Genomic DNA, 12,454 nt, shown 5'->3' with positions numbered 1-12,454 from the left:
TTTCCCGGGAAATGGTCAAGTCAGCCTATTAGAAGAGTTGCTTAAAGAAGCGTCCTAGCGGCTGATTGTTATGGGTCATCATCGCGGTTCGCCTCCTTTAGCTTTCTCGTTCTTCTTTCGGGCTGTTAGTGCTGCGTGTGAACCTACACGATGTACGCGATTTCTACAAGCAATTAATGATGCAAGGAAATTCACCCAGCCACGAAAACTTGACACCGTCCATTCAACCGCATTCACTGCCTGCTCATTTGTTCGTCCGTCTGGCGGGGTGTCGTGCGCCGTGACAAGCTTCGTTTAATCGTTCAGCCCGCCTCGCCCTAGTCGAGAGTGGGCTGGATCTTTATCTTGGTTATGCAGCAAGAGTGCACTGGGCAAGGCCGACGTCGTGGTCGCCGGCGGCATCGACGAGCGCTTCATCTCCCGCGCCAACGACCCCAACGAGTCGGAGCTGCACTCCCTGCTGTGGCCGGCGATTGGCCGCGATGAGGACCAGCCGATGTTCGTCATCTCCCAGAAGACGCTCACCGGCCACTCCAAGGCGGGTGCTGCGCTCTTCCAGACCGGCGGCATCATCGATGTCTTCCGCACGCACCGCATCCCGGCGAACGTGTCCCTGGATTGCGTCGACCCGCTCATCGCCCCGAAGGCGCGCAACCTGGTGTGGCTGCGATCCCCGCTGGATCTCGGCTCTGCAGGCCACAGCGTGAAGGCCGCGGCACTGACCTCGCTGGGCTTCGGCCACGTCAGCGCGCTCATCGTCTATGCCCACCCAGGCGTATTCGAGCAGGCAGTGGCTCAGCAGCGCGGGGCGGATGCTGCATCCCAGTGGCGGAAGCGCGCCGAGCAGCGCCTGCGCGCCGGCCGTGCGCACTTTGAAGCTGGCATGCTGGGCCGTGCCCCGCTCTTTGAAGTCATCGAAGGCCGCCGCCTACCGGCTGACAACGCCAAGGCTGCGGAAATCGCGATGCTCCTCGATGACACCGCGCGCCTCGGCACAGACGGCACCTATTCAGAAAGCTAGGAGCACTCCCCACCTACCCTCTTTTCCCACACGCGGCGGCTTTGCGGCAGTTATTATGAGGACTCACTCACCTCTCCCACTCCCCCTGAAAGAGCCTCGTGATGACTCAGCCGCCGTATCCGCCGCACAACCCGCCGCCGGGCCCTAGGCCGCAAGGAGCCCCTCAGCACGGCGCCCCGCAGCACAATCCCTACGCTAACCAGTCCTTCCCGCCACTGAGTTCTCCCTATGGCAACCCGGGTGGCGGATACGGGGCACCGCCACCCCAGCCCGAACCGCCTAAGAAAAGCTCCATCGTCGGAATCATCGCCACAGTGCTCGCCATTGTGGGCACCATTATCGGCTGCATACCCGTCATCTACGTCGTGGGCTGGATCATGCTTGTCGTGGCGTTTGTTACCGGCATCGTTGCGCTTTTCCTCAACAACCAATCCACGATGTGGGGAGTAGCGGCGCTGATCATCTCCGTGGTGGGTAGCCTTATCACGTCACTAGTTTTTTTCTTCTTCATGGCAGCAAAGTTCATCGATTCTCTTCCAGACACGACACAAACCCCGGGGTCGGCGAGCTCCGTCGTGGGTACGACGGTGCAGCCATGGGGCGAAGAGGAGACGCCAGAAAGCACAGGCTCCCCTACCCCCACCGCGACGGAGTATTTCAACAGCGTTCCCGACGAAAACGGCAACCAGATCCTTGAGGAAGGAACCCCTGGATCGCGTTCCACCCCGCTGCCTCTCAAGACAACGTTGCATGGACCTGAATGGGCGGTGGACGTCAGCAACCTCAACTTCGACGGTACTGACGAGGTCATGGCCGCAGATCCGTCCTATAAGAAGCCAGAAGCAGGTCGAAAGTACTTGGTTTTTGACTTGACGCTGACGTACACCGGTAACAAGACCGACGCTAGCTCTGAGATGGCGTTCCTCTACCGCGACCCAGGCGACGATGGAGATAAACATCCCCTCTTGCGGGACGTTGACGGCTTTTTTGACACGGACACGCCTTTCCAGCCGCACGAGAAGCGCACCGGCAGACTTGCTGTCAGTGTGCCTGAGAACGGCGCTGAAGACGGTACCTTCGTTGTTGTCGCACCTGGCACTGAGATTCCCTTCCACCTCGCTTTGAAATAGGACACTATGACGCAACCTCCTTATGGCCCCTCCGGTTTCCAGCCTTCATCTGCACCGCCTCCCCAGAATGGGCCGTATGGCCAACAGAACTTCTACGGTGCCGCGCAGCCGCCACAACCGCCGCAGCCGCAATCCAACGTTATGGGAATCATCGCCTTCATCGCGGCGCTGATCGGATTTGTTCTTGCCTGCCTGCCCTTCATGTTCCTGTTTGACACGGTTTTTCTCGGCACTGCCGTCATTGTGGGATTTACTGGTTTGCTCATGAAAGACCAGAGGAATCTCTGGCCCATCGTTGCGCTATGTACCGCACTAGTCGGGGCAGTCCTCGGCTTCATCATTCAGATCGCACTAACCGTCGGCCTGTTTGTGCTGTTTGAGGAGGGGGCCTCGTGGGAAGACACGTTGACGAGCTACTCGACGGAACAGGTCGAGCACACATAGTCAGTTAGGCACCTTTCTTCCCGCACGAACCTTCTCCACATCTGAAAGAGTTCCTCACATGACCGATGCCTCTGCAAAGGAATCACAGCCCAAGAAGGACCGCCTCGGTCTAATTGCTGTGGTGCTCGCTCTGGTGGGCACGCTGCTGGCGTGCCTTCCCGTTGTGTACATCGCTGGCTGGGTCATGCTCGCTGCGGCTGGGGCCACGGGGCTTGCCGCGACCTTATCTGCCCGGCAATCCACCCCGGTTGGTGTTGTCGCCATCGCCGTCAGCGTCATTGGAAGCGTCGTGGCTGCTGCCGCCCTTGTCGTGCTTCCAGAGTCCATGGACGCCACTCCGGTTACTGCCCAGGAAGTGCGCGCTGCACCGAGCCCTACGAGCACCTTTCAACTGACTCCGAATACTGACGGCGAGCACTACATTCTCGATGGCGACGAAGGCTCGAGAAGCGACCCGTTGCCGTTGAACACCATGTTATCTAGCCCAGAATGGCAGCTGACAGTCAGCAATCTTGTGGTCAATAACTCCGACTCTCTCGTTGCCGCCCATCCCCTACTTCCCCGGCCCAGAAAAGGGCGAGAGTATATCTCGGTCGACGTCACCATCACGTACCTAAGCGATAATCCCGACTACCTCAATGTGCCACTGCTTAGCTATAGCGACCATTGGGCTTTGAAGAACCGAAAATTGGACGGGGCATCAGTCAACTCCGATAACGAGCTGTATAACCCCCTATCGCAGGCAAAGACCCGAAGTAAGACACTCATTTTTAGTGCCCCCTCCAAGAATGCCGAGAGCGGCAACATCGTGGTCTCTGATCCCACCACGAAAAGCTCTATCTACTACTCACTGAAGTAGCACTCGACTACTCGGGCTGTTCCTGCCGCGCGCTATCGGAAATCTCCCGCGCCTTGTACTCAAGGCGCTTCTGCGCGCGGGCCTGGGCGCGGGAGGATGCATCTGAGCGTGGCGGGGCTTGGATGAAGCGTTCCGAGTGCATCCCTAGCTGCAGCTCCTTTGCACGCAGCACCTCGGCATCAATCTTGATGCCGACAATGAGGGCAGTGTTCATCAACCAAATGGCCATGAAGAGAGCCAGGATGGTGCTCAGCGCGCCATAAGCACTGGCTCCAGCAAGATAGGTGATGTAGAGGCCGAACAAACCCCAGACCCCAACAGTACCCGCGAGCGCTACCACGGAACCGTAGGTAATCCAGCGAAAGCGGCTCGGCCGCACATTGGGGCTGAAGTGGTAGAGCACCGCAATCAATGTAAGGACCACGACCACCGTGACGGGGAAGCGCAGCCAATTCCACACGGGGAGGAAGGCCTGCACCAGGTAGGTGGCGGCATCTTCAAGGCCGACCTGTCCGGCTAAGGGGTAGATGGCCTCGCTAATGACGGTGTCACGCAGCAAATTGGCAAAGAGCACGATGACCGCACCAATGACAATGATGGCGGTCAACCCCCACATCAGCGACCACGTGCGGATGATGCCGCGACCTTCTACCCGCCCGTACACGGTATTGGCTGTGCGCGCGAAGGCCCGCACATATGCCGAAGCAGAAAACAGGGAGATAGCCAACGACACGATCAGGGCCAAGGTACCTTGAGCACTTGAACCGATAATCGCGCTGACGACGACATTCGCTTCCTCCGAGAAGGAGCTAGGAATGTACTGTTCAATAAATTCCGAGGTCAGCTGCTCTACTTCGTCCTTGCGGGAGGAGAAGATAAGAGTGGCGATGGAATAGGCTGCTAGTACCGTGGGCGCAAACGCCATGAGCGTGAAATACGTCATCCCGGCCGCACGGTCTGTGAAGGCATCATGGAAGAAGTCATTCCACGTGCGGCGAAGGACTAGGCTCCAGCTCTCGCGGCGCAGACGGTTACCTTTGGCGAAAGGATCGCGGGCATCGCTGTGCCCCTCGACCTCAAGAATGTTCGAGCTCTTCCACGGCACAATGGTCTCTGGTCTCTCGACCGGGACAGCATTGCCCCCGATTTCCTCGTCGCTCATATCTGTCCAGCGTATGCGGTACAGCATCCGTTCAGGGTCAGGACACTCTGGCCAAGACCTGGATAGCAGTTACACTGGGGAGGCATGACTGAGAACAACGCCGAGAATAAGATCAACGTGAAGTCTTTCGAGCTCGACCACCGGCTTGTCGACGCCCCCTATATCCGCGTTGCCGACCGCACCGACCTGGGCGGCGGGGTCGAGATTATCAAGTATGACCTGCGCTTCTGCCAGCCAAACAAGGCGCACCTCGGCACGGAGGCGCTGCACTCGGTTGAGCACATGATGGCCAACTACATGCGCAACTACACCGATAAGCTCATTGGCTTTGCCCCGATGGGTTGCCGCACCGGCTTCTACGCCATCACCAACGGCATGGAGCAGGATGAGCTGCTCCGCGCGGTCGAGGGCGCGCTCAACGACATCCTCAACGCAACCGAGGTTCCCGCCGCCAACGAGGTGCAGTGCGGGTGGGGCGCCCACCACTCCCTCGAGGGCGCGCAGGAGGCTGCGCGCGATTTCCTCGCGGCGAAGGATGAGTGGCTCAACGTCATGGCCTAAGCGCTAGTGCTCAAGGCGTCGGATCTGGGTACGGGCGAAGAACAGCCCTGCGACGCCGAGCCCCAAGACACTCGCCATCAAAGTGCAGCGCGCTGCACTGAAATCCGCAAACAGGCCTGGGACTAACAGGATCGCCACCGCACAGAGAAGGGCCGAGACAAAGAGAAGGATGGCGAAGAGAACGTCTTTGGGGATGTACATGTTTTATCCTTTCTGGGCACCTAGTGTTTGCGGCGGCGAGTTAGCAATTCAACGCTATTTTAAATATTTCGTACTTATATTTCTACCCCTAGCCAGATGGGTTCTGGCTCCAGCGTTACTCCGAAGGCCTTCTGAACCCCGGCGCGAATCTCGCGGGCCAGCGCGACAATATCGTCTGCAGTGGCCGCACCGCGGTTGGTCAGGGCCAGGGTGTGTTTGGTGGACAGCGTTGCGCGTGCACCGGACTCTTCGCCCGGGTAGCCCTTGGCAAAACCGGCGCGCTCGATAAGCCAGGCGGCGGAGAGTTTTTCCTTTCCTTCTCCTGACGCGGCGTCCCCTCCCGACGCGGTGGTCCCACCCACCACGTGTCGGGGCATGCGGTCCGCATCTTCGTCGCCGCGGGCGGCGCGGACGGCTTCTTGGATGGAATCGGCGAGCTTCGGTTCCACAATGGGGTTGGTAAAGAAGGAACCGGCTGACCAGGTGTCATGGTCCTCTGGGTCGAGCACCATGCCCTTGCCGCGGCGCAGCTTTAGTACCTCTTCGCGGACTTCGGCGACGGGGCGGCGCTCACCGGGGTTCTGGGTGAGTTGGCCAAAGCGCAGGGGCTTCGACAAGCCGTCGGTGGTGAGCTGCAGCTCGATGGCCAGCACCACTCCACGTCCGGTGAACTTCAGGTTGGAATAGCGATACGCCAGCTCCAAGTCCTCAGCCGGCATCCACGATGCAGTGCGGGTAGCGCGCTCATAGAGGTAGACCTGCGTGAGGACGTCGGATGTCTCGGCGCCGTATGCGCCCACGTTCTGCACCGGCACCGCACCGGCATTGCCCGGGATACCGGAGAGGCACTCAATGCCACCCAAACCACACTCCACGGACAAGGCCACGACGTCATCCCACACCGCGCCGGCATCGGCACGGAGGAGTCCATCCGCCACGGAGGCGTCGATGGCATCGAAATCGAGGATGACCACGACGACGTCGAGCTGGCCTTCGGCCACGACGAGGTTGGATCCGCCACCGACGACGAGGTAGTCCTGGGAGGCGTCGTCAAGCGCGGCCAACGCTGCAATTGCCGCTTCCGCACTGGCACAACGCACCGTCACCAGCGGGGCGCCACCAATGCGCAAGGTGGTGAGATCAGCAAAGGTGGTCTCGGAATCGAGAGTGACACCGTCCAGTTCAGCGAGGGTCATGAATTTATCTAGCACGTCTACCAAGGTAGTCTGTAACTCATGTCAACCCGTAGCGAAAACACCGTTATCATCAACCAGCCAATCGATAAGGTGCACAAGGCACTGACCACCCAGGAATACTGGGACTTCATTGTGGCTAAGCTGTCCCCGGAACCGGGCACCGTGCACGAGTTCACCGGCAACACCGCCGTGCTCTTTGAAATCCTGCCGACGTCCCTCCTGCCGGAGGCTGTTCGCGCCATAGTCTCCCAGGACCTTAAGGAGAAGCGCACCGTGACCATCGGCGAGGTTGTCGATGATCAGATGTCCGTCTCCTTCGTCGCTGACGTCAAGGGCACCCCGGTCGACTTCAAGGGTGACATCACCTACAAGGGTCAGGGCGAGACCACTGCTCTGGATTACGTCACCGAGGTATCCGTCAACATCCCGATGATGGGCGCAGCCATTGAGCCGAAGGTGGCCGAGGCACTGCAGGAGCTCTACACCAACGAGGGCAAGCTCACCGAAGAGTGGATCTCCAACAACCTCTAACCGTGTAACACCCTCCGTTACTGTCATGGCCGATCACGCGCATAACCTGCGAGCACAGGAAAGCGCTGGTCGGCCTTTTGGCGTGGTTACCCGGGGTACCACCAACCCCAATCGTCTGCGCCGCTGTGACCGCTGGATGGTGGCGCACCCGGAGATCTCCTCGCTGCTGCGCTCTACAGAGGAGCCGCTGGCTCTCGACGTCGGCTACGGCGCCTCCCACACCACGACGGTGGAGTGGGCAGGCTGGCTGCGCCGCATCAATCCGCGCACCCGGGTGACGGGTTTGGAGATTTCCCCCGAGCGCGTCCTGCCACCGCGTGATGGCGTCACCTTTGAACTCGGCGGTTTCGAGCTGGCAGGCTACCGTCCGCAGCTCGTGCGCGCGTTTAACGTGCTGCGCCAGTACGACGTGGACCAGGTCGAGAAGGCCTGGGACACGGTAACCTCCCGCCTAGCGCCCGGCGGATTCTTCGTGGAAGGAACCTGCGACGAGTTGGGTCGCAGGGCCGCCTGGGTGCTTCTCGACGCCTCCGGGCCCCGCACGCTCACCCTCGCCTGGGATCCCTTCGATGTGGAGCGGCCGAGCGATCTAGCGGAGCGACTTCCTAAAATCCTGATCCATAAGAATGTTCCCGGCGAGCCCATCCACGAGCTCTTGCAGGCGGCTGACGACGCCTGGGATCGCGCAGCCGGTTGGGCGCCCTATGGCCCGCGAGTGCGGTGGCGCATGGCCCGGCAAAGCCTGAGCATGGTCCACCCAGTGCATCGCCGCCTGCGAGATAACGTGCTCACAGTTGATTGGGACGGTGTAGTTGGCGGACTTTAAGACCATGCGCCACACTGGTAGTCATGGCTTCTTCTACATCTCGTGCCGCAACGGCCTGGAAAATCTTCATCGGCGTGCTGGTAGCGCTCCTGCTCATCATTTTGCTAGCTGAACTGGGACTGCGCTGGTTCCTGGGCACCCAGATGAAGGACCAGTTTGTCCAGTCCGCCAAGGACCAGGGCGTGGAGGCGTCGGAAGAACCGGAGGTGAGTTTTGGCGCCAGCCCGATGATCTTTGGCATGCTCAACGGCAAGATCCCGCAGATGGATATGAAAACCCCGTCCACTCTGAAGATTGAGGGCACCAACATCACCGGCCAGCCAGCGGCAGACGTCCACGTGGAGGACATGACGTTGTCCAAGGAACCGGTGGCGGGCTCCCTGCGCGCCTCAACCACGGTTCCGGATCAGTTCCTGCTCGCCAGCTTCCAGAAGGCCATTGCGGACCAGTCCGGCTATGACGCCCTAGGCAACCTCGTCGTCACGGGGATTACCGCCCACGATGCCGAAGATAATCTCGCCGTGGAGTTCGCCGGCGGACTGGCCGAGCTCGCGCTCAAGCCCGAAGCCCGCGATGGCAAGCTCGCCATCAACGCCGAGAGGGCCTCCCTGTTCGGCTTCGACCTTCCAGAGCAGGCCACCACGGCGATCTCTGATGCCCTAGCGGAGGGTATGGCGGAGCAGCTGGCGGGTCAGCAACTCACCTTCGAATCTGTCGATGTCGGTGCTGGCGAGGTCACCCTCACCATGGTCGGCCAGAATGTACCGATGAGCGAACTTGATGCTGCTACGGCTCCTGCGCCAGCAACCGCCCCCGCCAACTAGCCTGGTTCAGAAGCGTTCAGTGTCAGAAACGTTCCATGGGTAGCTGGGAGTCCAGAGTAGGAAGCTCGCCGTCGTCTGAAACGACGAGGCACTGATAGCCCGCCTGCTCAGCAGTATGGGCAAGCTCGGCGACGGACAGGGAAGCGTCTGCGGGGAGGATGAGGCCGAGGCGCACGGGAAGGGGGCAAGCCTCGCGGAGGGTGACAAGCTCGGAGAGGAGCGAGGTGACGTCGCCAAGCGCGGCGTCCACCGCAACCCACACCTCCGCCGCACCGCACTGCACAGCCAGACGTGCCTCCGCGGCTTTCACCAGGGAGTGGTGGCGCCCAGTGGGATAGCCGGCCACGGCGATGATGTACTCGGCCCTGTCAGCCGCAAGAACGTGGTGCGGTGAAACAACCACTCGCTGGCCCGGTGACTGCGCACGTACCTCCTCAAGGGAGGCCTGAAGAAGAACCTGCATCAGTAGGAGTAATCGCCGTTGATGATGGCCTTGAGCTGCGGGCGTACATCAAACCAGTACACGCCGGTGATGATGGCACCAATCCAGCTGACAAACGGGAGTGGTGTGTTCATAAACAGTGCGGAACCCACCAGAAGGCCCACCCAGACCCATTTGTTCTGGCGGTCTCCCGCGCGGAAGGCGTCCTCGCGCGTCGTGGCGGCGAGGATAGCGCCCAACAGTGCGAAGAGAGACACCGCCATAAAGGTGTAGCGCGGTATCGCAGCAATAATATCTAGAAACGTGTGCATTAATTAATTCTCGTCGATGACTTCGCCGTCAATGACGTTGTCCTTCGGCTTCGGTGAATAGGGATTACGCGGGCTCTGCGGCGTCTGACTCTCAGCGCGCTTGTCCTTGGCGTTGTTGATGGCTTCCTCAACACCATCGCGGGTCTCGTTGAAAGCGGTGGTGAAATCCTCCCGAGCCTTCTCGAAAGACGCGGAGTTACGGGTTTCACGCGCCGCGGAGGAGACGGACTCACCCAGGTTCTTCGCGGTGGAGGTCACGCGGTCGAAGAAAGACTCTTCCTTTGCGGTGCCATCCCCCATGCCGGCCGCATCAGCGGCACGGGCGATGCGGTCTGCCTGAGCGCTCTGAGCTTGGTTCTGGCGCTCCTCCTTGAAGCGGCCACCGAAGTCTTTGGCCACATCAAAAGCAGAAGTACCGGCATTCTTGATTGAGTCAAATACGGACATGGTCGTCACTCCTTGTTAGATGCCAAAAAGTAGGTGATTAACAGTGTAGATAACCAAGCCAGCCAGTGCACCCACCACGGTGCCGTTGAGACGAATGAACTGCAGGTCCTTGCCCACCATGAGCTCAATATTCTGGGAGGCCTCCTCCGCATCCCAGCGCTTGATGGTCTCCGGGATAATTGCGATGATTTCTGGCGCGAACTTCTCCACGGCATAGCGCGCTGCCTTGTCCACGAGCTCGTTGGCTTGGGCCAGGAACTCGGAATCCTCCAGCAGGCGGTGCGCCAGTTCCTTGACCTTGGATGTAATCTTCTGGCGCAGGAAGGACTCTGGGTCATTGAGCTGGTCAATGAGCGTGGTTGAGACTGTGCGCCACATGGCCGCCGGCGCCTGCTGCGCTTGGTCGGAGGCCAGCATCTCCTGCTTGATGCCTTCGATGCGCCCGCGCATGTCCTCATCCCACTGCAGGTCCGCGGCCAGCTTGGACAGGTTACGGCGGATGGCCAGGCGGGCCTCGTGGTTACCGTTGCGGCGGACGTCGTTAGCGAACTCGACAAGCTCCGTGTAGACCTTCTCCCCCACCATCTCGCGGGCAAAGCGCGGCGCCCAGCCAGGCATGCGCTCATCGATAGCCGTGACCACGGTGGCCTCCATGCCCAGGATTTTTCCGTGTGCCCACTCAATGAGGTCATCCTCCAGCGGCCGGGCCTTGCCGTCCGCAATGTAGCCCTCCAGCAACCTGCCCAGCGGCGGTCCCCACTCCGGTTCAGCGAGACGGTCCATGACTTGGGTCTTGATAAAGTGCTCCGCCTCCGCCGCGTCCAAATCCGACACCACGCTGGCGGCACGCTCACCAATCCACGCGGAGACCTCCTCTGCCTTGCCGGGTTCCACGCCCTGGCGCGCCAGCCACAGCGGAATCTCGGCCTCGCGCACCTTGGCGCTGAGCGCATCCGCGGTGAGGAAGTTCTCCTCCACGAAGTCCTTAAGCGCATCACCCACGCGGTCCTTGTTGTTAGGAATCAGCGCGGTGTGCGGGATGGGCAGGCCCATGGGACGACGGAACAGCGCGGTCACCGCAAACCAGTCCGCCAGTCCACCGACCATGCCGGCCTCCGCGGCCGCGCGCACGTACCCCACCCACACGGGAGCCCCGCTTGCCGACGCCTGCCACCACGAGCACCCCAAAAAGATCACCGCCGCCACAATCAGGAAGGACAGCGCAATCGCCTTCCAGCGACGCAGGTCCGCCCGACGGGCCTCCTGGTTTCCTGGCTGCGGCACAAACGACGTCTCCTGAGTCGGCTCAAGCCCTGCGTCTGCGCGGTGCGTCATGGGTGGTTCTCCTTGGGGTCTTAGAAGCTAAAAAGAATGGGCACATGTCATCTTCAATCCCACTGAACAACACTAGTTGGTACAAAGGGCGCCCTGAATTAGGGAGGTTAAGCCACATAGCCTTCCATACAATAAGCCGCGAAGTACGCGATGGCCTTGCTTAGCACACACTTGCGAAATCATTCTAGAAATAAGCGAAGCTGACTTTTGCACATTTCTCCTTATCCCTTGACGTGCGCGGAAAGGACAAATAGCTTTAATTCAAGGCCCCTCAAAACGCTCATTTTATGAATTGTTCACGATCAATAACACGGGTTACCGGGGGCAGTTTAGGAGCAAATAAAATGTATGTCCCAATGTCTCGATCCCTGATTCCCCTCGGAATCGTAGTGGTTGCAGCAGCGTTCCTCGCGTTCGGTGTTATCAACCTAACGAATTTTCTATGGGTAACGGGAACCCAGGTGGCGGCATCTGCCATTCTTTTCATGGTTGCATTAGTAGGATCCAAAAATGATAAGAGGAAGCAGCACGAAGATACTTCTCGTTAGTGCGTACAGTTAACAGCACAGTGTGATCGATCGAAGCTTATTGCAGCTTTTGACGTCGCCAAGCGCCCAGCTCCCTGCCTTCTTCTTTGTAAATCCCCTCCCGCGCCCACCCCAAACACCAACAACCCCCACCTCCTCACATGGTCTCCCATGTGTTTGGAGGTGGGGGTTGTTGCGGCAGTACAGAAACTTAGGCGTTCAACGTCCTAGGAGGTGCCTAGTTGATGCGGCCGGTTTCCTTGCGGTACTGGCGGTAGTAGCGGCGGCCGAAGTGGATGGTGCCGAAAGCCAGGACAGCGATAACAACGAGGGAGATAGCACCCACGATGATGTTCGGCTGGTAGTCAGCACCGGCGACGCCCTGCGGGAACTGCCAGGTGCCGAGGCCCCAGATAAGGATGCCGGCGGCCGGAAGAAGGGAAAGAATCAGGCCCATGCCGATCCAGGTGGAGGCGCGCAGCAGGGAGGAGTGCGGTGCACTGTAGGACACGGGGTCGTAACCCTCGATGTAGGAGTCCTGAATCTTGCCGGAGAACTCCGGGTAGGTCTCGCTGTGGTGGTCAGCAACTGCCGGGTTAAGGTCGCTCATGGCTGAAACTTTCTCTCGTTCCTGTTA

The 12,454-nt window shown here is 60.0% G+C and carries 15 protein-coding genes and 1 pseudogene; 8 read left to right on the top strand and 8 right to left on the bottom strand.

The annotated features are described in order from the left end of the window. Positions 1-418: 418 nt before the first annotated feature. The 4 genes and pseudogenes from M5J09_RS10985 to M5J09_RS10970 form a co-directional block, all read left to right on the top strand. Positions 419-1,021 (top strand): annotated as a pseudogene (locus M5J09_RS10985) (hypothetical protein); the annotation flags it as partial. A gap of 101 nt (positions 1,022-1,122) precedes the next feature. Continuing rightward, positions 1,123-2,151 carry a hypothetical protein gene (locus M5J09_RS10980; protein ID WP_144791896.1) on the top strand — a complete coding sequence of 343 codons (1,029 nt, stop codon included), beginning with the start codon at positions 1,123-1,125 and terminating at the stop codon, positions 2,149-2,151. Between the two features lie 6 nt (positions 2,152-2,157). Further along, positions 2,158-2,595 (top strand): hypothetical protein, encoded by a 438-nt coding sequence (locus tag M5J09_RS10975; protein ID WP_042529092.1) that lies wholly within the window; start codon positions 2,158-2,160, stop codon positions 2,593-2,595. Between the two features lie 58 nt (positions 2,596-2,653). Further along, positions 2,654-3,454, top strand: coding sequence for a hypothetical protein (locus M5J09_RS10970; RefSeq protein WP_257157878.1), 801 nt, complete (start codon positions 2,654-2,656; stop codon positions 3,452-3,454). A gap of 7 nt (positions 3,455-3,461) precedes the next feature. Here M5J09_RS10970 and M5J09_RS10965 read toward each other — a convergent pair whose 3' ends face one another. Then, the gene (locus M5J09_RS10965; protein ID WP_257157877.1) at positions 3,462-4,616 is read right to left on the bottom strand and encodes a YihY/virulence factor BrkB family protein; all 1,155 of its coding nucleotides are present in this window, start codon (positions 4,614-4,616) and stop codon (positions 3,462-3,464) included. An 84-nt stretch (positions 4,617-4,700) separates the two neighbouring features. On the opposite strand from M5J09_RS10965, the gene M5J09_RS10960 reads away from it, so the two are divergent. Further along, a complete protein-coding gene (locus tag M5J09_RS10960; protein WP_042529087.1) occupies positions 4,701-5,177 on the top strand; it encodes an S-ribosylhomocysteine lyase in 477 nt (158 codons plus the stop codon). Positions 5,178-5,180: 3 nt separating this feature from the next. Here M5J09_RS10960 and M5J09_RS10955 read toward each other — a convergent pair whose 3' ends face one another. Both M5J09_RS10955 and M5J09_RS10950 read right to left on the bottom strand, forming a co-directional pair. Further along, positions 5,181-5,378, bottom strand: a complete 198-nt coding sequence (locus M5J09_RS10955; protein WP_257157876.1) for a hypothetical protein — start codon at positions 5,376-5,378, stop codon at positions 5,181-5,183. Positions 5,379-5,452: 74 nt separating this feature from the next. Next, the gene (locus M5J09_RS10950; protein WP_374982124.1) at positions 5,453-6,589 is read right to left on the bottom strand and encodes a UDP-N-acetylmuramate dehydrogenase; all 1,137 of its coding nucleotides are present in this window, start codon (positions 6,587-6,589) and stop codon (positions 5,453-5,455) included. A gap of 24 nt (positions 6,590-6,613) precedes the next feature. Here M5J09_RS10950 and M5J09_RS10945 point away from each other — a divergent pair, with 24 nt between their 5' ends. From M5J09_RS10945 to M5J09_RS10935, 3 genes are read left to right on the top strand one after another with little or no spacing between them, the layout of a single operon-like run. Continuing rightward, positions 6,614-7,105 carry a DUF2505 domain-containing protein gene (locus tag M5J09_RS10945; protein ID WP_257157875.1) on the top strand — a complete coding sequence of 164 codons (492 nt, stop codon included), beginning with the start codon at positions 6,614-6,616 and terminating at the stop codon, positions 7,103-7,105. A gap of 25 nt (positions 7,106-7,130) precedes the next feature. Next, positions 7,131-7,931 (top strand): class I SAM-dependent methyltransferase, encoded by an 801-nt coding sequence (locus M5J09_RS10940; RefSeq protein ID WP_257157874.1) that lies wholly within the window; start codon positions 7,131-7,133, stop codon positions 7,929-7,931. 23 nt (positions 7,932-7,954) lie between these two features. Next, the gene (locus M5J09_RS10935) at positions 7,955-8,755 is read left to right on the top strand and encodes a DUF2993 domain-containing protein (protein ID WP_257157873.1); all 801 of its coding nucleotides are present in this window, start codon (positions 7,955-7,957) and stop codon (positions 8,753-8,755) included. Positions 8,756-8,777: 22 nt separating this feature from the next. Here M5J09_RS10935 and M5J09_RS10930 read toward each other — a convergent pair whose 3' ends face one another. The 5 genes from M5J09_RS10930 to M5J09_RS10910 all read right to left on the bottom strand — a co-directional run bounded on the left by M5J09_RS10930 (position 8,778) and on the right by M5J09_RS10910 (position 12,427). Then, positions 8,778-9,218 carry a deoxyribose-phosphate aldolase gene (locus tag M5J09_RS10930; protein WP_257157872.1) on the bottom strand — a complete coding sequence of 147 codons (441 nt, stop codon included), beginning with the start codon at positions 9,216-9,218 and terminating at the stop codon, positions 8,778-8,780. Continuing rightward, positions 9,218-9,508 (bottom strand): DUF2516 family protein, encoded by a 291-nt coding sequence (locus M5J09_RS10925; protein ID WP_257157871.1) that lies wholly within the window; start codon positions 9,506-9,508, stop codon positions 9,218-9,220. Before M5J09_RS10925 ends, M5J09_RS10930 begins: the two co-directional genes overlap by 1 nt. A 3-nt stretch (positions 9,509-9,511) precedes the next feature. Beyond that, positions 9,512-9,955 carry a CGLAU_01105 family protein gene (locus tag M5J09_RS10920; protein WP_144791874.1) on the bottom strand — a complete coding sequence of 148 codons (444 nt, stop codon included), beginning with the start codon at positions 9,953-9,955 and terminating at the stop codon, positions 9,512-9,514. Positions 9,956-9,970: 15 nt separating this feature from the next. Beyond that, complete coding sequence (locus M5J09_RS10915) at positions 9,971-11,290, bottom strand: DUF445 domain-containing protein (protein ID WP_257157870.1); 1,320 nt, start codon at positions 11,288-11,290, stop codon at positions 9,971-9,973. A 765-nt stretch (positions 11,291-12,055) separates the two neighbouring features. Continuing rightward, positions 12,056-12,427, bottom strand: a complete 372-nt coding sequence (locus M5J09_RS10910; protein ID WP_042529067.1) for a hypothetical protein — start codon at positions 12,425-12,427, stop codon at positions 12,056-12,058. Between the last annotated feature and the right edge of the window lie 27 nt (positions 12,428-12,454).

The organism is Corynebacterium sp. BF-R-2, from assembly GCF_024586525.1.
Taxonomy (GTDB): domain Bacteria; phylum Actinomycetota; class Actinomycetes; order Mycobacteriales; family Mycobacteriaceae; genus Corynebacterium; species Corynebacterium singulare.
Note: the sequence above shows the minus strand (reverse complement) of the source record. Positions and strands in the feature narration are given on the sequence as shown.